This window comes from Bradyrhizobium sp. AUGA SZCCT0176, from assembly GCF_018130145.1.
Classification (GTDB): domain Bacteria; phylum Pseudomonadota; class Alphaproteobacteria; order Rhizobiales; family Xanthobacteraceae; genus Bradyrhizobium.
The window spans coordinates 52432-74531 of the sequence record NZ_JAFCMB010000013.1; the positions used below are offsets into that span (position 1 = coordinate 52432).

The 22100-nt window shown below is 62.3% G+C and carries 29 protein-coding genes, 1 pseudogene and 1 riboswitch; of the genes and pseudogenes, 22 read left to right on the forward strand and 8 right to left on the reverse strand.

Translation table 11 applies throughout. The annotated features are described in order from the left end of the window. Positions 1 to 89 precede the first annotated feature (89 nt). On the reverse strand, positions 90 to 284 hold the full coding sequence (locus JQ600_RS25660) for a hypothetical protein (RefSeq protein ID WP_192738155.1): 195 nt from the start codon (positions 282 to 284) through the stop codon (positions 90 to 92). A 278-nt stretch (positions 285 to 562) separates the two neighbouring features. On the opposite strand from JQ600_RS25660, the pseudogene JQ600_RS37010 reads away from it, so the two are divergent. The 10 genes and pseudogenes from JQ600_RS37010 to JQ600_RS25710 form a co-directional block, all read left to right on the forward strand. Next, positions 563 to 973 (forward strand): annotated as a pseudogene (locus JQ600_RS37010) (transglycosylase SLT domain-containing protein); the annotation flags it as partial. A gap of 290 nt (positions 974 to 1263) precedes the next feature. Beyond that, positions 1264 to 1402: riboswitch (TPP riboswitch) on the forward strand. Further along, positions 1390 to 2403: an FAD-dependent oxidoreductase gene (locus JQ600_RS25670; protein WP_212389800.1), complete on the forward strand. Its 1014-nt coding sequence runs from the start codon at positions 1390 to 1392 to the stop codon at positions 2401 to 2403. Its footprint overlaps the riboswitch before it by 13 nt. Beyond that, entirely contained in the window at positions 2394 to 2591 is a 198-nt protein-coding gene (gene thiS, locus JQ600_RS25675; RefSeq protein ID WP_212266746.1) for a sulfur carrier protein ThiS, read from the forward strand. The genes JQ600_RS25670 and thiS overlap by 10 nt, the downstream gene beginning before the upstream one ends. A gap of 162 nt (positions 2592 to 2753) precedes the next feature. Continuing rightward, the gene (locus JQ600_RS25680) at positions 2754 to 3536 is read left to right on the forward strand and encodes a thiazole synthase (protein WP_212389801.1); all 783 of its coding nucleotides are present in this window, start codon (positions 2754 to 2756) and stop codon (positions 3534 to 3536) included. Next, positions 3523 to 4131 carry a thiamine phosphate synthase gene (locus tag JQ600_RS25685; RefSeq protein ID WP_212490147.1) on the forward strand — a complete coding sequence of 203 codons (609 nt, stop codon included), beginning with the start codon at positions 3523 to 3525 and terminating at the stop codon, positions 4129 to 4131. Before JQ600_RS25680 ends, JQ600_RS25685 begins: the two co-directional genes overlap by 14 nt. A gap of 142 nt (positions 4132 to 4273) precedes the next feature. Then, a complete protein-coding gene (gene thiC / locus JQ600_RS25690; protein ID WP_212389803.1) occupies positions 4274 to 6190 on the forward strand; it encodes a phosphomethylpyrimidine synthase ThiC in 1917 nt (638 codons plus the stop codon). A 416-nt stretch (positions 6191 to 6606) separates the two neighbouring features. Beyond that, entirely contained in the window at positions 6607 to 7005 is a 399-nt protein-coding gene (locus JQ600_RS25695; RefSeq protein ID WP_212389805.1) for a hypothetical protein, read from the forward strand. Between the two features lie 286 nt (positions 7006 to 7291). Next, complete coding sequence (locus tag JQ600_RS25700; RefSeq protein WP_212266757.1) at positions 7292 to 7588, forward strand: helix-turn-helix domain-containing protein; 297 nt, start codon at positions 7292 to 7294, stop codon at positions 7586 to 7588. Positions 7589 to 8578: 990 nt separating this feature from the next. Beyond that, positions 8579 to 8965: a RidA family protein gene (locus JQ600_RS25705; RefSeq protein ID WP_212389806.1), complete on the forward strand. Its 387-nt coding sequence runs from the start codon at positions 8579 to 8581 to the stop codon at positions 8963 to 8965. A gap of 4 nt (positions 8966 to 8969) precedes the next feature. Next, the gene (locus JQ600_RS25710) at positions 8970 to 9668 is read left to right on the forward strand and encodes a glutathione S-transferase family protein (RefSeq protein WP_212389807.1); all 699 of its coding nucleotides are present in this window, start codon (positions 8970 to 8972) and stop codon (positions 9666 to 9668) included. A gap of 87 nt (positions 9669 to 9755) precedes the next feature. Here JQ600_RS25710 and JQ600_RS25715 read toward each other — a convergent pair whose 3' ends face one another. Then, entirely contained in the window at positions 9756 to 10196 is a 441-nt protein-coding gene (locus JQ600_RS25715) for a hypothetical protein (protein WP_212033840.1), read from the reverse strand. Positions 10197 to 10481: 285 nt separating this feature from the next. Here JQ600_RS25715 and JQ600_RS25720 point away from each other — a divergent pair, with 285 nt between their 5' ends. From JQ600_RS25720 to JQ600_RS25740, 5 genes are all read left to right on the forward strand, one after another. Beyond that, positions 10482 to 10736 (forward strand): hypothetical protein, encoded by a 255-nt coding sequence (locus JQ600_RS25720; RefSeq protein ID WP_212389808.1) that lies wholly within the window; start codon positions 10482 to 10484, stop codon positions 10734 to 10736. Between the two features lie 175 nt (positions 10737 to 10911). Then, positions 10912 to 11163 carry a hypothetical protein gene (locus JQ600_RS25725; RefSeq protein WP_212266766.1) on the forward strand — a complete coding sequence of 84 codons (252 nt, stop codon included), beginning with the start codon at positions 10912 to 10914 and terminating at the stop codon, positions 11161 to 11163. A 215-nt stretch (positions 11164 to 11378) separates the two neighbouring features. Next, positions 11379 to 12146 carry an SDR family NAD(P)-dependent oxidoreductase gene (locus JQ600_RS25730; protein ID WP_212389809.1) on the forward strand — a complete coding sequence of 256 codons (768 nt, stop codon included), beginning with the start codon at positions 11379 to 11381 and terminating at the stop codon, positions 12144 to 12146. 118 nt (positions 12147 to 12264) lie between these two features. Beyond that, positions 12265 to 13437 (forward strand): cytochrome P450, encoded by a 1173-nt coding sequence (locus JQ600_RS25735; RefSeq protein WP_212490148.1) that lies wholly within the window; start codon positions 12265 to 12267, stop codon positions 13435 to 13437. Between the two features lie 339 nt (positions 13438 to 13776). Beyond that, positions 13777 to 14283: a collagen-like protein gene (locus tag JQ600_RS25740; RefSeq protein WP_212389811.1), complete on the forward strand. Its 507-nt coding sequence runs from the start codon at positions 13777 to 13779 to the stop codon at positions 14281 to 14283. A gap of 265 nt (positions 14284 to 14548) precedes the next feature. On the opposite strand, the gene JQ600_RS25745 is transcribed toward JQ600_RS25740, so the two are convergent. Together JQ600_RS25745 and JQ600_RS25750 are read right to left on the reverse strand one after the other, a co-directional pair. Further along, positions 14549 to 14770 (reverse strand): hypothetical protein, encoded by a 222-nt coding sequence (locus tag JQ600_RS25745; protein ID WP_212389812.1) that lies wholly within the window; start codon positions 14768 to 14770, stop codon positions 14549 to 14551. Positions 14771 to 14915: 145 nt separating this feature from the next. Further along, on the reverse strand, positions 14916 to 15182 hold the full coding sequence (locus JQ600_RS25750; RefSeq protein ID WP_211997302.1) for a DUF2277 domain-containing protein: 267 nt from the start codon (positions 15180 to 15182) through the stop codon (positions 14916 to 14918). A 131-nt stretch (positions 15183 to 15313) separates the two neighbouring features. On the opposite strand from JQ600_RS25750, the gene JQ600_RS25755 reads away from it, so the two are divergent. The 4 genes from JQ600_RS25755 (at position 15314) to JQ600_RS25770 (ending at position 17726) form a co-directional block, all read left to right on the forward strand. Further along, positions 15314 to 15559, forward strand: a complete 246-nt coding sequence (locus JQ600_RS25755) for a DUF2188 domain-containing protein (protein ID WP_212266777.1) — start codon at positions 15314 to 15316, stop codon at positions 15557 to 15559. 83 nt (positions 15560 to 15642) lie between these two features. Then, on the forward strand, positions 15643 to 16236 hold the full coding sequence (locus JQ600_RS25760; RefSeq protein ID WP_212389813.1) for a hypothetical protein: 594 nt from the start codon (positions 15643 to 15645) through the stop codon (positions 16234 to 16236). 67 nt (positions 16237 to 16303) lie between these two features. After that, positions 16304 to 17362 (forward strand): alpha/beta fold hydrolase, encoded by a 1059-nt coding sequence (locus tag JQ600_RS25765; protein WP_212389814.1) that lies wholly within the window; start codon positions 16304 to 16306, stop codon positions 17360 to 17362. Between the two features lie 19 nt (positions 17363 to 17381). Beyond that, positions 17382 to 17726, forward strand: coding sequence for an MmcQ/YjbR family DNA-binding protein (locus JQ600_RS25770; RefSeq protein ID WP_212389815.1), 345 nt, complete (start codon positions 17382 to 17384; stop codon positions 17724 to 17726). Positions 17727 to 17764: 38 nt separating this feature from the next. Here JQ600_RS25770 and JQ600_RS25775 read toward each other — a convergent pair whose 3' ends face one another. Further along, the gene (locus tag JQ600_RS25775; protein WP_212266787.1) at positions 17765 to 18439 is read right to left on the reverse strand and encodes a hypothetical protein; all 675 of its coding nucleotides are present in this window, start codon (positions 18437 to 18439) and stop codon (positions 17765 to 17767) included. A 318-nt stretch (positions 18440 to 18757) separates the two neighbouring features. Here JQ600_RS25775 and JQ600_RS25780 point away from each other — a divergent pair, with 318 nt between their 5' ends. Both JQ600_RS25780 and JQ600_RS25785 read left to right on the forward strand, forming a co-directional pair. Further along, a complete protein-coding gene (locus JQ600_RS25780) occupies positions 18758 to 19111 on the forward strand; it encodes a hypothetical protein (RefSeq protein WP_212266790.1) in 354 nt (117 codons plus the stop codon). Between the two features lie 108 nt (positions 19112 to 19219). Further along, entirely contained in the window at positions 19220 to 19825 is a 606-nt protein-coding gene (locus tag JQ600_RS25785) for a pyridoxamine 5'-phosphate oxidase family protein (RefSeq protein WP_212389816.1), read from the forward strand. 216 nt (positions 19826 to 20041) lie between these two features. On the opposite strand, the gene bfr is transcribed toward JQ600_RS25785, so the two are convergent. The 3 genes from bfr to JQ600_RS25800 all read right to left on the reverse strand — a co-directional run bounded on the left by bfr (position 20042) and on the right by JQ600_RS25800 (position 21747). After that, positions 20042 to 20527, reverse strand: coding sequence for a bacterioferritin (gene bfr, locus JQ600_RS25790; RefSeq protein WP_192740037.1), 486 nt, complete (start codon positions 20525 to 20527; stop codon positions 20042 to 20044). A 136-nt stretch (positions 20528 to 20663) separates the two neighbouring features. Then, positions 20664 to 20924, reverse strand: a complete 261-nt coding sequence (locus JQ600_RS25795) for a bacterioferritin-associated ferredoxin (RefSeq protein WP_212206892.1) — start codon at positions 20922 to 20924, stop codon at positions 20664 to 20666. Positions 20925 to 21129: 205 nt separating this feature from the next. Next, on the reverse strand, positions 21130 to 21747 hold the full coding sequence (locus JQ600_RS25800) for a hypothetical protein (RefSeq protein WP_212266798.1): 618 nt from the start codon (positions 21745 to 21747) through the stop codon (positions 21130 to 21132). Here JQ600_RS25800 and JQ600_RS25805 point away from each other — a divergent pair. Further along, positions 21713 to 22033, forward strand: coding sequence for a hypothetical protein (locus tag JQ600_RS25805; protein WP_211997293.1), 321 nt, complete (start codon positions 21713 to 21715; stop codon positions 22031 to 22033). The genes JQ600_RS25800 and JQ600_RS25805 overlap by 35 nt on opposite strands. Positions 22034 to 22100: the final 67 nt, after the last annotated feature.

The window sequence follows — 22100 nt, forward strand, 5'->3', positions numbered from 1 at the left end:
GGGTACTGGTCCCTCTGCTGCCAACGCTCGCTGATAGAGCCCCTCACCCCGACCCTCTCCCCGCAAGAGCGGGGAGAGGGAGGAGATATTCAGGCCGCCAGTGAATCCGGATGCGATTCCTCGTAGATCGCGACCGCCTCGAACTGATAGTCGCAGGCGCGGCAATACCACAGGAAGGACGTACGGCCCGCGTTGCTTTCGATCCAGTCGGGTCTCGAGATCGGCGTTCCGCATTGGGCACAGGGATTCTCACGGGGCAAATAGCTGGAATCCAGTCGAGCCATGGCGCATCTCCCCTCGCTGATATTCTTGTTTTGTATTTGAAATAGACAGCTTTGCTGTCGAAACTGAACACGCTGTCGCGAAGTCTTTTAAACCCTCCTCGAATCATTTGCACGACATTCATGCTCGGACGAATCGCCGCAATGCTGTTCGAACCAATCGCCGCAATGGCGTCGAATTTTTCCTCTATTGCCGGTCGCTCCTCCGCAATAATCGTGTTACGCAAATCGTTAACGCGCAGGTTGCGACCGAGATTTTTGATGAAGGCTTTGATTGTTTGATGAAAGCTTTGCTGAACCTGGCCTCGTTCGCCGTCGTGGCAGCTTGTTTGGTTGCGCCACCAGCTGCAGCGCAACAGCGCGCGCAATATGAAAGCCTGGTCGCCGCCCATGCCAGCGCCAACAATGTGCCGGAAGCGCTGGTGCATCGCGTAATCGTTCGCGAAAGCAAATATCATCCGGATCTGGTCGGACGCGGCGGCACCATCGGGCTGATGCAGATCAAGCTCGCGACCGCGCGCGGCGTCGGTTACACCGGCGACGCGGCCGGCCTGCGCGATCCCGCCACCAACCTCGCCTATGGCGTGAAATACCTCGCTGGCGCCTGGCGCGCTGCCAACGGCAACCAGGACCGCGCCGTGCGCCTTTATGCCGGCGGCTATTATTACGTCGCAAAGCGCCAGCGGCTGGAACGGCTGAACCAGCCCGGACCGGTGCTGGCGAGCGCCCTGCCAAGGAACATCGCGCCGGCCAGCGACGCCCCGGTGGAGGCGACGGAAGCCGCTATTGAGCCGAAACAAGCTTTGAAACCGGCCGAAGCGGTCGAAAAGCCGAAAGCGGCGGCGACGCTGGTCCCGATCCCGAAGAAGCGTCCGAAGAAACTCGCCGAGGCGAAGCCGCAAGTTCCGCACCCGCCAGACGCCTTATCAGGTGCAAACGGCGCCAAGCCGCGTTGACACGCCCCCACATCGGCCTACATTAGACCTGTTCCGAGGGGAGCTCCGATGAGGAGCTGAGATACCGCAAGCTTGGACCTGCCAAATGGCACGGTTTGGGACCGCGGTGACCCTTTGAACCTGATCCGGGTCATGCCGGCGAAGGGACAGGGATGTTTCAGGGTTTCAAGCCGCGGGGGGATTCCCCTGTATCTATTATCGGCGCCGGCATTGCCGGCGCGTGGCAGGCGTTGCTGTTCGCGCAAGCCGGCCATGCCGTCACCTTGTACGAGCGCAGTGACGCCGGGATGACGCTGTCCACCAGCCATTGGGCCGGCGGCATGCTGGCGCCCTGGTGCGAGGCCGAAGCGTCCGAACCCGTGATCGGCCGGCTCGGCATCCGCTCGCTCGACCTCTGGCGCGAGCATTTCCCGGAAACGCCGTTCAACGGATCGCTGGTCGTGGCGCATCCGCGCGACCGCGCCGATTTCGAGCGTTTTGCCAAACTCACGTCAGGCCATGTCAGGCTGGACGCGCTAGCTTTGCGCGAACTCGAACCGTCGCTGGAAGGCCGTTTCCGCGACGGGCTGTTTTACGCCGATGAAGGCCATGTCGAGCCGCGGCGCGTGCTGCCGGAACTGCACGCGCGTATCGCCGCGGCCGGCGGCCAGATCAAGTTTGACCATGACGCCTGCGCGGACGATCTCGACGGCCTCGTGATCGATTGCCGCGGCCTCGCCGCGCGAGACGCGCAGCCGGAGCTGCGCGGCGTCAAGGGCGAGATGATCATCGTCGAGACCTCAGAGGTCGAACTGGCGCGCCCGATCCGGCTGATCCATCCGCGCTGGCCGCTCTATGTGATCCCGCGCGGCGACGGCAGGTTCATGCTGGGCGCGACCTCGATCGAAGCCGAGGACACCGGCGTCAGCGTGCGCTCGGCGCTGGAACTATTGGGCGCCGCCTACGCGGTGCATCCGGCATTCGCCGAAGCGCGCATCGTCGAATTCGGCTCGGGGCTGCGCCCGGCCTTTCCCGACAATCTGCCGCGGATCGCCATCAACGATGAAAAGATCGCCGTCAACGGACTCTATCGCCACGGCTTTCTGCTGGCCCCGGCGCTGGCAGAGCTGACGCTTGGCTACATCAAGCGCGGCGTGATCGACAATGAGGTGATGCAATGCGTGTAACCATCAATGGCGAGGCGCGAGAGATCAACGCGTCAAGCGTCGATGCGCTGCTGCGCGAGCTCGAATACGAAGGCACGCATTTCGCGATCGCGCTGAATTACGACGTGCTGCCGAAGAGCCGCTGGGCCGAGACGCCGATCAAGAGCGGCGACGAGATCGAGATCATCACGCCAAGGCAGGGAGGGTGAGTTGATGATCGCAACCTCTCTCCACCCGTCGTCCCGGCGAACGCCGGGACCCATAACCACCGGCCTGCGTGGTTACGAAAGGTCTCTGACACCGTGCCTTAACGAGATGTCACGGCGTATGGGTCCCGGCCTTCGCCGGGACGACAACGGAATGTTATCGCCATGCTGAATTTCTACGGCAAAACCTTCTCTTCCCGCCTCCTGATTGGCAGCGCGCTCTACCCCTCGCCTGCGATCATGCAAGGCGCTATCCGCGCGTCCGGCGCTGGCATCGTCACCGTGTCGCTGCGGCGGGAAGCCGCCGGCGGCAAGACTGGCGATGCTTTCTGGTCGCTGATCCGCGAGCTCGACGTGTCAGTGCTGCCAAACACCGCGGGCTGCCGCAGCGTCAAGGAAGCCGTCACCACCGCAAAACTGGCGCGCGAATTGTTCGGCACGCCCTGGATCAAGCTGGAAGTGATCGCCGACAACGACACGCTGCAGCCCGACGTGGTTGGCCTCGTCGAGGCCGCCGGCATCCTGATCAAGGACGGCTTTGAAGTATTTCCCTACTGCACCGAAGACCTCGGGGTGGCGATGCGGCTGGTCGACGCCGGCTGCAAGGTCGTGATGCCATGGGCAGCCCCGATCGGCAGCGCCAAGGGCATCACCAACCGCGATGCCTTAAAACTGCTGCGCGACCGGCTGCCTGACATCACGCTGGTGGTCGACGCCGGTTTGGGCGCGCCGTCGCATGCGGCCCACGCCCTCGAACTCGGCTACGACGCGGTGCTGCTCAACACGGCCATCGCCAAAGCCGCCGACCCCGTCGTGATGGCGAATGCGTTTCGTCTCGGCGTCGAGGCTGGACGTACCGCTTATGAGGCCGGGCTGATGGAAGCCCGCGATTTCGCCTCCCCTTCAACCCCTGTCATCGGGACACCGTTCTGGCATGCCGTATCCTGATAAATTCTATCCCGTCGTCGACAGCGTCAGATGGGTAGCCCGGCTGACCGCCCTCGGCGTCGGCACCATCCAGCTGCGCGCCAAGGACTTGAATGACTCCGAGGCGCTGCAGATCGTCAGCGACGCGCTCGCGGTCACCAAGGGCACGTCCACAAAACTCGTGGTCAATGATTACTGGCGCGCGGCGATTGTGGCCGGCGCGGAGCATCTGCATCTCGGCCAGGAAGATCTTGCCGACGCCGATCTCGACGAAATCCGCAAAGCAAAGCTGACGCTCGGCATCTCCACCCATGACGACGAGGAACTGGCGACCGCGCTGCGCGCAGCGCCGGATTACATTGCGCTGGGGCCGATCTTCCCGACCACGCTGAAATCGATGCGCTTCGCCCCGCAGGGCATTCCAAAGATCACCGAATGGAAAAAGCGCATCGGCGACATCCCGCTGGTCGCGATCGGCGGCATCAAGTTCGAACAGGCAGCCGAGATCTTTGCCGCCGGCGCCGACTCGATCGCTGTTGTCTCCGACGTCACCCAGAACACCGACCCCGATGCGCGGGTACGGCAATGGCTCGGCCAGGATGCGAAGGCCGCGTGATGATGCTCACACCAACCACCGTCATTGCGAGGAGCGCAAGCGACGAAGCAATCCATCTATCACCGGCGACGCTGCCCGATGGATTGCTTCGCTGCGCTCGCAATGACGACACCAACCAATCAGAAATTCAACGGAGGATAACATGAACATCCGCTCCAACCCCGACACCACCCTGCCCGCCGTCACCACCGGGCCGCTGCCCGCCTCGCGCAAGATCTGGGTCACGCCCGACGAGGCGCCGGATGTACGCGTTCCCCTGCGCGAGATCATTTTGAGCGAAGGCGCCGGCGAGCCGAACCTGCCAGTCTACGACACCTCCGGTCCCTACACCGATCCTGACGTCACCATCGACGTCAACGCCGGCCTCAAGCGCGCGCGCATCGAATGGGTGAAGGAGCGCGGCGGCGTCGAGGAGTATGAAGGCCGCGACATCAAGCCGGAAGACAACGGCAATGTCGGCGCTTCCCATGCCGCAAAGGCCTTCACCGCGCACCACAAGCCGCTGCGCGGGACAGGTGACCACATGATCACGCAGCTCGAATTCGCCCGCGCCGGCATCATCACCAAGGAGATGATCTACGTCGCGACCCGCGAAAACCTCGGCCGCAAGGTGCAGCTCGAGCGCGCGGAAGCCGCCATCGCCGACGGCGAGAGCTTCGGCGCCGCGGTACCCGCATTCGTGACGCCGGAATTCGTGCGCTCTGAGATCGCGCGCGGCCGCGCCATCATTCCCTGCAACATCAACCATGGCGAACTCGAGCCGATGATCATCGGCCGCAATTTCCTCACCAAGATCAACGCCAATATCGGCAACTCCGCGGTGACCTCGTCGGTCGAGGAGGAAGTCGACAAGATGGTGTGGGCGATCCGCTGGGGCGCCGACACCGTGATGGACCTTTCCACCGGCCGCAACATCCACACGACGCGGGAATGGATCCTTCGAAATGCGCCGATTCCGATCGGCACGGTTCCGATCTACCAGGCGCTGGAGAAGTGCGACGGCGATCCCGTCAAGCTGACCTGGGAGCTCTACAAGGACACGCTGATCGAGCAGTGCGAACAGGGCGTCGACTATTTCACCATCCACGCCGGCGTGCGCCTGCCCTACATCCACCTCACCGCCAACCGCGTCACCGGCATCGTGTCGCGCGGCGGCTCGATCATGGCGAAGTGGTGCCTGGCGCATCACAAGGAAAGCTTCCTCTACACCCACTTCGAAGAGATCTGCGACCTCATGCGCAAATACGACGTGTCGTTCTCGCTCGGCGACGGCCTGCGTCCGGGCTCGATTGCGGATGCCAACGACCGCGCGCAATTCGCCGAGTTGGAGACGCTGGGCGAACTGACGCAGATCGCCTGGAAGAAAGGCTGCCAGGTCATGATCGAAGGCCCCGGCCACGTGCCGCTGCACAAGATCAAGATCAACATGGACAAGCAGCTCAAGGAATGCGGCGAAGCGCCGTTCTACACCTTGGGCCCGCTGACGACCGACATCGCGCCGGGCTATGACCACATCACGTCAGGCATCGGCGCCGCCATGATCGGCTGGTTCGGCTGCGCGATGCTCTGCTACGTGACGCCGAAGGAGCATCTCGGCCTGCCCAACCGCGACGACGTCAAGGTCGGCGTCATCACCTACAAGATCGCCGCCCACGCCAGCGATCTCGGCAAAGGCCACCCGGCAGCCCAACTGCGCGACGACGCCCTCTCCCGCGCCCGCTTCGACTTCCGCTGGGAGGACCAGTTCAACCTCGGCTTGGACCCCGAAACCGCCCGCGCCTATCACGACGAAACACTGCCCAAGGAAGCCCACAAGGTCGCCCATTTCTGCTCGATGTGCGGCCCAAAATTCTGCTCGATGAAGATCACGCAGGACGTACGCGACTACGCCGCCACGCTGAACGACCCCGACAAGCGCGCGGTGGCGGGCAGCGTCGGCATGTCGATGTCGGGCGTGATCGAAGATGGGATGGCGACGATGTCGCAGAAGTTCAAGGACATGGGCGGACAGGTGTATCTGGACGCGGAGAAGGTGAAGGAGAGCAATCGGGTGTTGTGAGGGGTTCTCGGATGCCTGGGCTTGACCCGGGCATCCGTCTAAAAGTAGCAATTGGTAAGCGTATCTCCGGCATGCCTCACGTCGGATTTCGTACTTTCAAAACCGCGTTGATCAAATTCGCAGATCGGCCATTTCGCTAAAATTCTTAGTATTCTTAGATGGAGATGAACTGGGAACAACTTGTCCGAGTGACGCAATTCATAACTGGTTTCAAACGCGCCAGCCGAAGAACATTCATGTCCGCTTCGCATTTCACGAAGTCGAAAGTTGGCTGCTGGCGGATAAGCACAACTTGGCCGCTTTCTTAAACGTGTCTCCGAGCGCCATCCCTCCCGCGGGAGACAGTGTTCGAAATACGAAAGAGTTGCTTATTCAACTTGCGCGCCGAAGCCGTACCCTTACTCACCTGAACCCCAATGACCGACGATCTGACCGGCGTCTGGGACGGCACCTATATTCAGCCGTCAACTGGAATGGTCACGTTCCTGGCGACGCTCATCGATTCCGGTGGCGCGGTCGGAGGAAGCGTGACCGAACCCTGCATGACATCAGGCTGCCCGGTGAGCACCCACAACGCTTCGATTTCAGGTCACCGATCCGGCAGCGCGGTTTCGTTCGTCAAGACGTACGAACCTCCGGGCTACGGCTATGACAAGGTCTTCTATGAAGGCACGGTCAATGCCGACGCCACGGAGATCAGCGGCCGCTGGCGACTGCCGGGCGCTACGCTCTCGGGGACATTTTTGATGATCCGCTCGAGCAAGACGGCGGAAACGACCGCAGCCGACGAACAGGCCAAGGAGCCGGTGCGCTAGCGGACGCAGCCCGGATGAGCGCAGCGACATCCGGGGATGGTGGGAATCCCGCATATCGCGGAGCCTGTCATCGGGCGCGCATTCGCGCGACCCGTTGGCTCATGCGGGCTATAGACCAGGAACTCCAGAACTTCGCGCTCCAACCAGGAGTAGCGCAGGTCTTCTTTTTCTCCCGTTAGCATTTCGTTAACCATTTCCGCCCACCTTCCCCTCAGCGGCTTGGGGGCCGTTGATTCCTGATGCTTCTGCTCCGTGTTTGGGGGCTAGCGTTGATCGGGAGGTGTTGATGACCCAAGAGTCCCTTGAGCGCTTTTCCGGCGCGCCGGAGTTTTCATCGCCGGATCCGCAAAGCCTTGCGCCCCAAGATCTTGTACCCCACGAACTTACGCCCCATGAAATCGTTCCGATGCTGATCGGCTCCACCGTCGAGGCGGTCGAGCGCGAGCTCGTGGTGCAGACGCTGGTCCGGTGCGACGGCAATCGCACGCGCGCCGCGCGGGTGCTCGGCTTTTCCGTGCGCACGCTGCGCAACAAGATCCGCCAGTACACCACCGACGGGCTCGACGTTCCCGGGCCGGAGTAGAGGCGTGTAGGGCGGATTAGCGGAGTAATCCGCCATTCTCGCGAACACATGGAATTGGTTCCGCAACGGTGGGTTACGCTTCGCTAACCCACCCTACGAAGCTGCGTCGCCCCGCGCGCAAGCGCAATCTCGCGATCTACCTGCGACAAAGTAACCCGACGGGCAAATCAGTTCTGATTTGCGGAAATCATGTCAAGCCCCGGAGCAAAAAATATTTCTCTTTTACCGAACCCCAAATCAGTGTTCCTGTATGCCCATCCCGCCCTGATCAGAAGGGCGTCGGCCGTCGTCACGGACGTTGGGCGGGGAGCGGTGGACGCGTTGGCGTCAGGCGTGAAACGAGATCGCAGGGCGGTTTTGCCGTGAGCGGTCATCGGCACGCAGACGAACGGCGCCAATGCGTACGGCAAAACCGTGTGGTCCTGGCATCCGTTGCTGATGTCAAGCTGGCGGAGGTGAAGTTGGCCCAACCGGGTTCGATCAGCCTTAATCCGTCAGCGACGGTGACAACAAAGAACTCGTCGCCGGGGAGAGCACGATATAAGCCGTAAAGCCACTGCGCAGGGAATGTCGGATGTTCTCCGCTGCCCTGTATGCTCGTGTGCAGCCTACTTAGCACTAACCGCACACGGGACCGCGGGTGCAGCGCGCATCCGGCATTCCCTGCGCCCTCTCTATTTGAGGGCGGCAAGTGACGCAAAGCTCGGGCGTATCGCGCCGCGAGGATGTGGAACCATATCCACGCGTCGTCCCGGCGAAGGCCGGGACCCATACGCCGCGGCCCCTGTTGTCGAAACGAAGGATAACGATGAGCGCGCAAGACAATTATCGCTGGTGGCTATGGGTCCCCCGATGCGCAATTGCGCATCTGAGCCTTCGCCGGGACGACGTAGCGTAGGCCGGATGCACCGAGCGACATCCGGGACTGGCAGAAATCCCGCATGTCGCTATGCTCATGCGGGCTATAATTCACATCAATCGAGGCGCCCCATGCCCATTCAGCATTTCCTCCCTCCCGCCGGCATCAAGTCGCCGCCGCTGTCGTTTGCCGCCCGCGTCGGCGATCTGCTGTTCATCTCAGGCATTCCCGGCTTCGACGAAAAAGGCGCGCTGCCAGATACGTTCGAGGCGCAGTTCGGCAACGTCGTGATCAACATCAAGCGCATCCTCGTTGAGGCCGGCGCGACGTTCCGCGACCTGGTCAAGGTCAACGTGCTGCTGACGCGCGCATCCGATGTCGCCACCATGAACAAGCTCTATGCGGAAGCGTTCGGGCCGGCGCCCTATCCGGCGCGCACCACCTGCGTGGTGGTGGCGCTGCCGAACCCGCAGATGCTGATCGAGATCGAGGGCGTGGCGTCGCTGAAGGCGCGGTGAGCCGATGCTGACGCTTTATTCCTATCCAGAACTGTTCGGCGTCGCCGACAATAACGGCTATGGGCTGAAAGTGTTCGCCTTCCTCAAGCTCACGGGCGTTCCGTTCGTCCATGAGCATGTGTTCGACGCCTCGGCGGCGCCGCGCGGGCAGCTGCCTTACATCGTCGACGACGGCGAAACGATCGGCGACAGCGAGACCATCATCGCGCATCTGGTGCGAAAATATCGCCTCACCATCGACGCAGCGCTGACACCTGCGCAGCGCATGACCGATCATCTGGTCACGCGCATGCTCGACGATCTCTATTGGGTGATGTCGTATTCGCGCTGGAAGGACGATCGCTATTTCCCCGCGTTCCGCGACGGCTTCATGGCCCAGCATTCGCAGATCGACGCAGCCGGGCTGAACAAGGCGCGGGACTACAACGCGCAGCGCTATTATTACCAGGGCATCGGCCGCTACACGCCCGACCAGGCCTACGCGCGCGGGCTGGCTGACTTGCAGGTGCTGGCCGATTTGATTCCGGCGGATGGATATGTGCATGGGGTGACGCCGACCAGCGTCGATGCCGGCATCTACGGCTTCATCGCCAACATCCACTTCTTCCCGATCCCGACGCCGCTGAAAGCGTTCGTGTCGGATCATCCCAATCTCGTGCGCCATTGCGAAGCGATTCACGCAATGGTCAGCAAGAAATCGTAGGGTGGGTTAGCCGAAGGCGTAACCCACCACGTGATGAGCAAAGATGGTGGGTTACGGCTTCGCCTAACCCACCCTACGCACCTCGCGTTACCTCAGCGTAATCGCGAGCCCGCTCAAATCCGCATTCGCCATCAGGCCGGTCTGCTGGCCGGCGAGTTCGAGCACTGCGCCCTTCTGGTTGGTCAGCACGATCGCGCGCGCGCCGCGGCCGATCGCAAGGCCCGCGCCCGCCGCGCCATAGACGCCTGCGACGTCGGACGGGCGGTAGATGTTGCTGACGCGGCCGCGCAGCACCGTCTTCGAGCCGCCGAACACCAGGCCGTAGTCCAGCCCGCCGGTGGAGAGCGCGTAGCGCCTGCCGCGGAAGTTCAGCGTGCCGCTGCCGCCGGAGCCGCCGATGACCCATCCGGCCTTGTAGATCGTCATCGCGATGGTGCCCTCATCGGCACGGGCGACGGAGGACAGCGCGGCGCCGGCGAAAGCCGTCAGCGCAACGAGCGCGACACGAATGGCGGATGACTTCTTCATGGAGTGTTTCCTTAGGCGGTGGAGAGCGAGCGCCGCGACGGTGAATCAGAGTCGCGCCTGGCTGATTGTAACCGATTGACGGGATCGACAAAGCCTATTCACGCCGCGCGATTTGCAGGGTTCCACCGCGCTTCAGGCCCGGCCATTTCTGGGCGCGCGGCTTTGAACCAATCGGGCACTTGCGGGACATAATTCATGACCGGGACATGACGTCTCGGGCACCTCCCCGATCGGATTTCATTGGCTGGGAGAGCTGCAAACCCCTTGATGCTCAGGAGACCCTCGATGCGCCGTCTTTGCCTCCTCGCCGCCGCTGCCGCTGTTGGCGTCACTTCGCTTGCCGCCATGAGCCCCGCCGAAGCCTCCTTCCATCTGATCCGCTGGCAGGATTCCGGCTTCTGCCAGATCTGGGACCAGAGCGTGCCGACCGCGCCGTATCCGAGCAACTACACGGTCGTCGTCGGCAGCGAAGTGCCGACCTTCGGCGATGCGCTGGTGCTGAAAGACGGCCTGCTGCACAACGGCACCTGCTCGTTCTGAGCGCGCGTTGACGCTTCGATCAAGGCCGGCCCCACCGGCCTTTTTCGTGGCGGAAAAATTGAACCAATCACGCTTTCGCCACACTCAATGAATGCCCGGATCCCCATCGGGCGCCGCCCCCGCCAGCACGCATTGCGGGGGCCGGCCGACATTTCCCAACAGGAGACCTTTGCCCATGCTTCGAGTTACCGCTCTCAGTGCCGCCGCCGCTATCGCGCTGTCCGCTTTTGCCGCGACCGCGCCTGCCGAAGCCGCGTTTCACCTGATCCGCTGGGAAGGCACCGGCGCCTGCCAGATCTGGGACGAGAGCATTCCGGGCAAGCCGATCCCCTCGAACTACAAGACAGTCAGCAAGCCGGTCCCGACCTTCGCCGCCGCGATCGCGATCAAGGACGGCATGCTCAAGAAGGGCGCCTGCAAGATCTAAGCTTGCGCCTATCGACCATCATTTCGTCGATCAAGGCCGGTGGGTGATGCCCCGCCGGCCTTGCCGCTTTGAAAAACGCCTGCCGCGTCGCGCTGCCGGCTCCATGCTCCGCACACACCTGCCCCGCGCTTCCAGCACCGTCCGGGGGCTGACGGCCCGCGATCCGCATCCTAGTATGATCCTCACACAAAAACAGAACCGTTGAGGAAACATCCATGCCCCTGCTCCAAAATCACATCGCTGTCATCACCGGCGCAGGCTCCGGCATCGGGCGCGCGATCGCGAAAGGCTACGCCAGCGAGGGCGCGCGCGTGGTGCTGCTCGACATGAACGAGGCGGCGGCGGCCAGCGTGGCAAAGGAAATCCGCGACGCCGGCGGCAAGGCCGAAAGTTTCCTGCTCGACGTCACCAGGCGCGACGACTGCGTCGCGATCGCCAGGCGCGTCGCCGAAAAGGTCGGGCAGACCTCGATCCTGGTCAACAATGCCGGCATCGCCCGCCGCAACGGCATGCTGGGCGCGGCCGAAGCCGTGATCAACGATTGGGAAGACATCATCGCGATCAACCTCACCGGCGTCTTCAACGTGACGCATGCCTTCCTCGAACCGCTGCGCGCCGCCAAGGGGCGCATCGTCAATATCGGCTCGATCCAGTCGTTCGTGCATCTGAAGACGCCGAGTTCACCGGCCTACACCGCCTCCAAACACGGCGTGCTCGGCTTCACCAAGGCGCTCGCCGCCGAACTCGGCAAGGACGGCGTCCGCGTCAACGCGATCGGCCCAGGCTTCATCGAGACGCCGCTGAACGAAAAGGTGCGCGCCAGCAATCCGGCGCTGGTAAAAGTGTTCGTCGACCACACCCCGCTCGGCCGCGCCGGCACCGCCGAAGACATTGTCGGCCCCGCGGTCTTCCTGGCGTCCGATCTGTCCGCCTATGTGTCGGGGTCGATCGTGATGGTGGATGGAGGCTACCGGACGGTCTGAGCCGACGGGACCCGCGATTTGGTGCGGGAACCCAAGAAAAACGGATTGCGGGGTCAGGCCCGGCAATGACATACTTGCCTAGGCAACTAGTTAGCTCTCCCACCCGCGGTAACCGATCATGTCCAACGCCCCGCATTTCGACATCGACGTACCAACGTTCTGGGCCGATCCCTATCCGGCCCTGGCGCGGATGCGGAAGGAGGCGCCGATCGCGTTCGTGCCGCAGCTGGGCTCGACCGTGTTCACCCGGCGCGACGACATTTTCACCCAGGAAAAACGCACCGACGTGTTCTCCTCGCATCAGCCGGCGGGGCTGATGAACGTGCTGATGGGCCACAACATGATGCGCAAGGATGGCGATGCGCATAAGTCGGAACGCGCGGCGATGTTTCCGGCGGTGTCGCCGCGCACGGTGCGCGACACCTGGGTGCGCCAGTTCCAGGCCCATGCCGACCGCATCCTCGACGAGCTCATGCCGCAGGGCGGCAAAGCCGATCTGTGCAAGGCGCTGGCGCTGCCGCTGTCGGCCGAATGCCTGAAGGACGTCACCGGCCTGACCAACATGCGCTACCAGGACATGGACGCCTGGTCGCAGGCGATGATCGACGGCATCGCCAACTACACGGGAAACAAGGAGGTCGAGGCGCGCTGCCACGCCGCGACGTCAGGCATCGATGCCGCGATCGACGACATGATCCCGGTGGTGGCCAAACATCCCAACACCTCGATCCTCAGCGTGCTCCTGGCCTCCGGGCAGAACATGGAAAGCATCCGCGCCAACATCAAGCTGGCGATCTCGGGCGGCCAGAACGAACCGCGCGACGCCATCGCCGGCGCGACCTGGGCGCTGCTGACGCATCCCGAACAGCTCGCGCTGGTTCGCGAGGGCAAGGCGAAGTGGCTCGACGTGTTCGAGGAGTATGCGCGCTGGATCGCCCCGATCGGGATGTCGCCGCGCCGCGTTGCGAAACCGTGGTCCTATGGCGGCGTCGATTTCGAGCCGGAGGATCGCGTGTTCTTCATGTTCGGCTCCGCCAACCGTGACGAGGCCGTTTTCGGCGATCCTGATCGCTTCGACATCACTCGCAACACGTCGAAGAGCATCGCCTTCGGCGCCGGCCCGCATTATTGCGCCGGCGCCTTTGCCTCGCGCGCGATGGTCGCGGATGTCGCGCTGCCCGGCATTTTCACACGGCTCAAGGGTCTGCAACTCGACGAGAGCGAGCCGGTGCGGATTGGCGGCTGGGCGTTTCGCGGCCTGCTCAATCTGCCCGTGACCTGGATCACATAAGCAAAGCGAGACTCCCGGTTCGGGCCGAAAAATCGAACGGACATCGGCAAGCTGACGACCAATCTCCACATACGCTAACAATGGAGAACGACAATGCTTGCGGAAATCTTTTTGCTGCGCCTGGAAGCCAAGTTGCGATCGAACCAACAAACCACGCCATTGAGGAATCCACGCTTCGTGCCGATCGTACTGCGTTCGTAGCAGAACCGTCATCGGAGGCCCGCCAACGGGACGCCTCCATGACGATTCCGTTGATGTTGATCAAAATCGACAACTCAATTGAAGCCGTCATCAAACGTCTGATAAGAAGCGCTTCGGAATCATATTCGGAGCGCACACGTGGCGGACGAAGCAGGTACCCGGCAGGGACGACAGGGACCACAGGGCCCGCGCGGCGAGCCCGGACGTCCCGGACCGCAGGGGCATCCCGGACCGCCGGGCCTGGAAGGCCCGCGCGGCAAGCCTGGAGCGGACGGCAAGGCCGGCGCGCAAGGTAAAGCCGGACCGCAAGGCAAGCGCGGCGAAGCCGGTCCACAGGGCAAAGCCGGCGCGCAGGGTCCGGCAGGCTCCCGCGGCGAACCCGGACCGCCCGGCCAGTTGCCCTCGATCGAGCAGGTAATGCCGTGGCTGCATCTGATTTTCGATGCCTGGGAAGATCACCGGAAGATGCGCGAGCGCGAGGCGGCGGAGCGCGAAGCGGCGGCACTCGAGGCCGCCGAACGGGAAGCCGCCGAGCGAGAGGCGCTCGAGACGGCCTTGCACGGTGATGATGGCGACGCTGATGATGACGACGATCGCCAAAAGGAAAAGAAGAAGCACAAGCGCAAACACAAGGACAAGAAGTAAGCGCGCCGCTCAGCGCCGCGGACATTCCCTGTAGCCGAACCTGTCGATGATCATCGCCCCCCGAATGGCGTGAAACGCCAAGCGTGTCCATGTGGCGATTGTCGATGAGATATTGGCGCAAGGCGAAGTTGTAGGCACTCAGCATCCGCCTGCGTGGAGCCGGCGTGAATATTGCCATTCGCCCGCGGGGATCATGGGATCGACCAGGCCGTCGCCAGTCCGGTGAACAGCATCAGCAACGCCGAGCCCGATGCGATCATGACGTTCAATGAGCGGCGCTGGGCCCGGCGCCAATATCCGGCAGCAGACGCATGAGCCGGAAGCACCAGCGCATGACGCGATACCAGAGAAAACCCGCAATGGAGCCCGAAATCGCGAGAATGATGATGATGGCGGGCTCGTAGCTTCCGCCCACCCACAGCATCCAGCCGGACCACAGCACGGTGAAAGCGATGGCGCTCAGTTTCAGGGGAATCGTCGGCTTCATGACACCCTCCACGGCAATCGGATGGTGCCAACCTATGCCCGGGCGACCGGACGCACTGTGAGCTACGTCACGTGGGCTACCGAACCCAGGAAAACGCGATCAGGAACGCCTCCAATTCAATGCCGGGCGGCGAACGCAGCCCGTCTTACCCGAATCTCGCCCGCGATCGTTCCCGTGCCTTCTCGGCCTCGACCTCGCGGTCGCGGGCCGGCGCGTTGGTCTGCAGCGACGCCAGCAGGCGGCGGGCGCTGTCGGAGACCTCGGAGACCGCGCGGTTGAAGGCCTCCGCATTGGCCTGCGACGGCGAGTTGAACCCGGAAAGCTTGCGCACGAATTGCAGCGCCGAAGCATGGATTTCCGCGTGCGTCGCCGGCGGCTCGAAATTGAACAGGGTCTTGATGTTGCGACACATGGTTCTCTCCTCGGGATGCAGGCTGGCCATTCCAAGGACGAACGGCCGATGCAAAATCCGACAGTTTCGACTATTCTGTCATAGATTGACCGGCGCGTTCACCCTCTCGGCAATGGCATAGCGAGTTCCCGATGAGCCACGTGACCTACAAGATCGTCGAGCATGACGGCGGCTGGGCCTATACCGCCAATGGCGTTTTTTCCGAACCGTATCGGACCCATGCCGCGGCGCTCGCGGCCGCGCGGCGTGCGGCGGCCGAGCAGCGGGTGCCCGGTCGCACCGAGGTGATCGAATACGAAACCGCTGACGGCAAGTGGCAGACCGAGACCGCGGCCGGCAACGACCGGCCGGAGACCGATGTCGAGGACACCGCCTAGCCGCCCAGGGCGCACGCCTCAAGTCTGGTGAACGCGAGGGGTGAAAGCCGCGACCAACGTAGCGCGACAGCGAAAGGCTTCCGATGCTCGCCCCGATCCGCCTCGGCCTTGCGCTCGCCATTTATCTCGTGGGCCAGACGTCCTCCGCCCTCGCCTGCGCCTGCTGCACCAATGAAGGCCAACGCAACGTCGCCACCGTGGCGCTGGATTCCAGCAAGCAGCAGGAGATTGAAAGCCTGCGTTTCGGCGGCAAGGCGACCTTGTTCACGGGCGAAGGCGACGTCGAGGGCATCCAAGGCATCGCCTCGCCCGCCGGCACCTACACGCTTTCGGCGCAATGGCGCGAGGACAGACTCGTGCTTTCGTTCCGCGACGCCGCCGGCCACACCGGCACGTTAGCGTTGACGCGTCCCCCAACGATCTCGGTGTTCGAGGTCGACCCGCGCGACCGGCCCGACAGGGGCCGCGGCCCGACGCTCTACAAGGAATGGAAGCTGTCAGCGCCCGCCTCAGGCAGCGGCGTGTTTCAGCCTGGTATCGCGACGCAGCAGATCCTGACGCTGATCCTGCAGGGCGGTGGCAATTCCTGCACCTCCTCGATCGACTTTACGCACTGGACGCTGGTGATGCAGGGCCCGAAAGCCAATTACACGCTGTACGGCAATCTGGTGCGCTGAAACAGCCGTTGTGATAGGCTCCCTGACAAGTGGCCCTAAAAAAGAGCGCCGCATCGGGGAGATCAGCATGAATTTTTCGCAAATCACATTAACGGCTGCCATCGCCTTGACCTCCTTCGCCGCGTCTGCCGCAGATTATCCGGCGCCCAAACAGGGCGACTGGATCGCCAAGGATTTCAAATTCCACTCCGGCGAAACCATGGAGCTGCGGCTGCACTACACCACGATCGGCGAGCCGACCGGCCAGCCGGTGCTGGTGCTGCATGGATCGGGCGGCTCGGCCACCAACATGCTGACGCCGACCTTTGCCGGCGAATTGTTCGGCCCCGGCCAGCCGCTGGACGCGACGAAATACTACATCATCATCCCGGACGGGCTCGGCCACGGCAAATCGTCAAAGCCCTCCGACGGCATGAAGACGGCATTCCCGAAATACAATTACGAGGACATGGTCGACGCGCATTACCGCCTGGTCAAGGAAGGCCTCGGCGTGAAGCACCTGCGGCTGGTGATCGGCAATTCGATGGGCGGCATGCACACCTGGATCTGGGGCGGAAAATATCCGCAGTACATGGACGCGCTGGTCCCGATGGCCGCGCAGCCGAGCGAGATGGCGGCGCGCAACTGGATGCTGCGGCGGATGATGCTGGAGACCATCCGCAACGACCCCGACTACAACCGCGGCAATTACATTACCCAGCCGCGCATGATGAAATACGCCATCGCCGCCTATGGCATCGCCACCGGCGGCGGCACGCTGGCCTATCAGATGCTGGCGCCGACGGGCGCGAAGGCGGACAAGATGGTGGACGACCGGCTGGCGCTGCCGATTACAGCCGATGCCAACGACTTCATCTATCAGTGGGAAGCTTCGCGCGATTACAATCCGTCCGCAGGGCTCGACAAGATCGAAGCGACGCTGCTTGCGATCAACGCCGCCGACGATGAGCGCAATCCGCCGGAAACCGGCGTCACCGATGCAGCGATGAAACGCGTCAAGAATGGCCGCCTGTTCCTGATCCCGCCCTCGACCGAGACGCGCGGACACCTCACCACCGGCAACGCGGCATTCTACAAGAAACAATTGCAGGAATTGCTGCAGACCGCGCCGCAGCGGACGATGTAGGCCCGGAAGAAAGCGTGCAATGTCAACCAGCCGTTTTCGTCGGACCGCACTCGCGCTTTCCGATACGGTGGAGAGCGCGCATCACGGCAAGGCTGATTTCCGCGTCGGCAAACGTATCTTCGCTACGCTGGGCCATCCCGACGAAAACTGGGGCACGGTGAAGCTAACGTACGAGCAGCAATCGATGCTGGTAGAGGCGGAGCCCGAAATCTTCCGCCCGGTGCCAGGTGGATGGGGCAAACAGGGCTACACCAATGTTCGCCTGGCCAAGGCCAATGCGGCGACGCTAAAAAGCGCGCTGACAATGGCCTGGCAGAATGTCGCGCCAAAGGCATACGCCAAGCGACGCGCGATGCCGCAATAGCGATTGCTGCAACCCCATAGCTCCTTCCGATTGCTGCATCATCTATCGTCGACCCGCCTGGATATTCGAAACTCGGGACAACTACCCCATGGGACGTTGCGCGCGCGATTTTTGTCGGGGGCTCCTTTCAGCCCGGCGTGCAGAACGTTGACTTCCTGCAACGCGTATCGATCGGTGGCAAGATCATGAGAAAAGATCACGTCAATGGTTGTGTACGACCATATCAGGCAAAGAACACACACAGGCGCGAAACGCACTTGAGGCAAGTAGTATTGGAAATGGACGCGCGAACTGGTGCGGTCCCCGCGCATGTCCGGCACCTCCTGCGTTTGGACGTATTCTGCACCCATGCTGCGCATGACGGCATGGGCCGAGGCCAGTTGGCGACTGATGGACGGATCGGATCCAGCAAGCTCTCTAATGTGTGAGAGAAGCTGATCATTGAGATTGCTGTTGAAGGTTACTGTCGGGCCCCGAAAGCCACTGTCCGACGGCCAAAACACCCCATTCGACAGACCGGGCCAGACTGTCCAGCGTTGCGCGCCCGCCCGAGACAGGATGCGCTCGTATTCAGCAACGCCAATCGAACCGACGCTGCATTTCTCCAGCCCGAGGAGTTCGGTAAAGCTGAAAGCCCAGAGCAAGACGGGGAGCGCAAACAGCAATCCCACGGGTGAAAGCAAGCCTATCGCAATCTTCGGATTCGTGCCCAACGCGTTTCCAATCGTGACGATGACCGCAGAGCGGCTCCTGCCACCAACCACGGGCGGTCAGACCGCATGTTAGGCAGCTTGCTGCCCCCGCCAGCTCACCACACGTCCACCGCAAGAAGATAGCACGTTCGTGCTGCGCCCATTTCAAGGCACTAATCAGTTCGATGCAACGGCTGAGCGGCCAGCATGAATTCCCGATTTCGCACCGCATCAATTTTGGACCCGCCGCATCGCTCATTATTTGAGCGTGCATCAGTTCGCGTGCTCCGCTTGAATTGTCACCGATACGATTCGAAAGACAACACGGTGGAGGATTGGATGCGAAGACTCGCGCAGCTCGCTCTACTCGTGTGTCTCTGTGCGCTCGCAAGCGCAACGCTCGCCGTCGACAGGGGCCAGTTCGAAAATGTCCCGCCCGATATCCGCAACTGGTTCAAGAGTGTGATCGCGCCGAACGGCGTGCCCTGCTGCGATATTTCCGACGGCCATCGCACCTCCTACGACGTGCGCGACGGCGCCTATTGGGTGCCGATCGAAGGCCAATGGATGGTGGTGCCCGACCGCGCCGTCATTCGCGATCACGGCAATCCGATCGGAGAGGCCGTGGTGTGGTACGTGCATCACCGCGGCAGCATCATCATCAGCTGTTTCGTGCCTGCGGACGCGGTGTAGGATTCCGGCAGCATCCGGGATCGCAGGATGGAGAGATAATAGGTGGTCGCCGGAATACCGCGATGGTATCTTCACCTCATCGCGCCGCATTCACTCAGGAGATGTGCCTTGACCGACTTTGCCGCCAGCGACCTCGCCGCGATCTATCCTGCCCCCTCGCCGCGCGTGATCGCGAAGGCGCGCCCCGAGATCGACGTCCATGCGAAGAAATTCATCGGCATGTCGCCGTTCTGCGTGCTGGCCACGTCGGGCGCGGACGGCAGCGTCGACGCCTCGCCGCGCGGCGGCAATCCCGGCTTCATCCATGTCGCCGGACCGAAGGCGCTGCTGATGCCGGACCGCTCCGGCAACAACCGGATCGACAGTTTTCGCAACATTGTCGAGGGAAGCGGCTTCGTGCAGCTGATCTTCTTCGTGCCGGGGATCGACGAGACGCTACGCGTCGGCGGCAAGGGCAAGGTATCGGTGGATCCGGAGGTGATGGCGTCGATGGTGGAGTTCGGCAAGCCGCCGCGCGCGGTGCTGCACATCGACGTGCACGAGGCCTATTTCCATTGCGGCAAGGCGCTGATGCGCTCAAAGCTGTGGGCGGGCGATACGCGGGTTGAACGCGCCGTGATGCCGAGCATCGGCGAAGTCATTCACGACCAGACCGGCCTTGGCGAACGGGAAAGCCAGGAAGTGATTTACGAGCGGTACAAGACTCAGCTGTAAGATGAAGAGTTAAGCTGCGACTCTCGCCGTCATGCCCGGGCATTGCCGTCTAAAGGACGGCGTGGCTTTCGCTCGCCTATGCCCCGGCCATCCACGTCTTCACGGTCTGGCGGCGCCTAAGTCGTGGATGGCCGGGTCATCCAAGGCGAAGACGCGCTTCGCGCTTTAGCCCGGCCATGACGAGATGGTCACCTGTGACCGCCGAATCTGACCGCCTCAGTGCTCGCTCTCGAGCCCGCCGACATGCTTCTGGGTGTAGAGCTCAAGCCCGATGCGCTTGATCAGGTCGAGCTGGGTCTCGAGGAAATCGATGTGATGCTCCTCGTCCTTCATCAGCTGCTCGAACAGGTCGCGTGAGACGTAATCCTTGACGCCGTGGCAGTGGGTAGCGGCTTCCTGGTAGAGCGCGCGCGCGGATATCTCGGAGGCCAGATCGCATTCGATGATTTCCAGGACGTTCTGGCCGATCCGCAAGGGATCGAGAACCTGCAAATTGGGAAAGCCGTCGAGGAACAGGATCCGATCGGTGAACTTGTCGGCGTGTTCCATCTCCTCGATGGATTCCTTGCGCCAGACCTTGGCCATATTCAGCAGGCCCCAATTGTTCAGGAGCCGGTAATGCAGCCAGTACTGGCTGATCGCGGTAAGCTCGCTGCGCAGGCCCTTGTTGAGATAATCGATGACTTTTGGGTCGCCCTGCATTGGTGCACTCCGTGGTTTTGAGGCCAAATCGGCCCGAAACTGTATTTAGAACGTTTCTAAATCAGTTTGGAGGCAAGAGCAACCGTTCCCGCAAAAAAGCGGTGGGAACCGAACTATCCCGTGGATTTGAGAGGTATCAGGAGGCAGCGAGCGCGAACTCGTGGGCCTGCTCTTCGGTCACGGCGTGACTATGCGGGCAGCCCGAGCAGCAGGCCTTGGCGCAGGGACCCAGCGCTTCGTCGATGATGGCCTTGATGGTGCGCGCGCAGCGGCCGCACTCGGCGCTGCAGCCCAAGCATCCATAGATCTGCTTCGGATTGCGCGGCAGGTCCGAAGCTGCACTGACAGCATTGCGGACATCATGGTCGCTGAGGACGTTACAGGAACAGACGATCATGAATACGGCAGGTCCATCGGTGATGCTTACCCACTTCGATATTGAAGCGGCGGTCGCGATGCAAAAGGAAAAACAACACTTTCAAGCAATTCCAAAGTGAACCCAAGTCAGTTTGGAATGAGTCTAAAAAGCCTTGTCTTACAGGCACAATCGCAGGCTTCCCGCGCGGGCACCGTGACCTTAATCACCACCACCTCCACCACTATCAATCATCGCTACTACCGCCGCTGTCGCTGTCACTACCGCTGTCGCTGTCGCCTCCCCCGCTATCATCGCTGGAGGAATCACTCGACGAGCTGGAGTCGTCGGACGAGCTGAAACTGTCGGACGAACAGTTGGAGCTGGAATTATCGGTCGGCGTGGAATTGTCGGACGAGCAGTTCGAACTGGAATTATCGCTGCTGAACAGGTTGGCGATGCTCGAGCCACTGCTGCCGCCGCCGCTACTGGAACCATAGCTGTCATCATTGCGGTCGCGATAGCGGTCGCTGTCGCGCGACGAGCCGCTGGGCCATGCGCTGATATTGTACGTCCGGGCTATCACCCAATAGAACATCACCGCCATGCCGCCGAGTGCGACCAGATATATTGGCATCCCGCTCATCCCGGAATCCTCTTCAAAAGCGGTTGGGAAACGGGCCTTTTGCACCGCAATGAAGCCCAACCGTACGCCCCTTCGTCGCAAAAAGAGGCGGTCCCGTTCATTGATCATTTCAGCGAAATATGGAACTTTCGCCGCGACGGACCGCTTTCCCGCCGTCCTTTGCTCCATCAGAAAGGTGAGGCCCATGAAGAAGACATTGATGGCGCTGACTGCCGTCACCGCTTTGGCTGTTTCCGCGGTAGCCGTTCCAGCTCCTGCCCATGCGCAGCGTGGCGTAGCGGCCGGCGTCGCAGCCGGATTGATCGGCGGCGCCATTGTCGGCGGTGCGATCGCCTCGCAGCACGGCTATTACGGTGGTCCGGGCTATTATGCGCCGGCTCCGGGCTATTACGGCGGCCCGGCCTATGTCGCCGAACCCGGCTACGGTCCGGACTGCATCTGGCAGAAGCAGCGCTTCTGGGACGGCTATGGCTGGCGAGTGCGCAGCGTCCGGGTTTGCGACTAGAGCATTGTCGGTTCTGATCTGGTCGGATCAGAACCGAAGCCCGAAAACGCTCTGAACACCCGTTCAC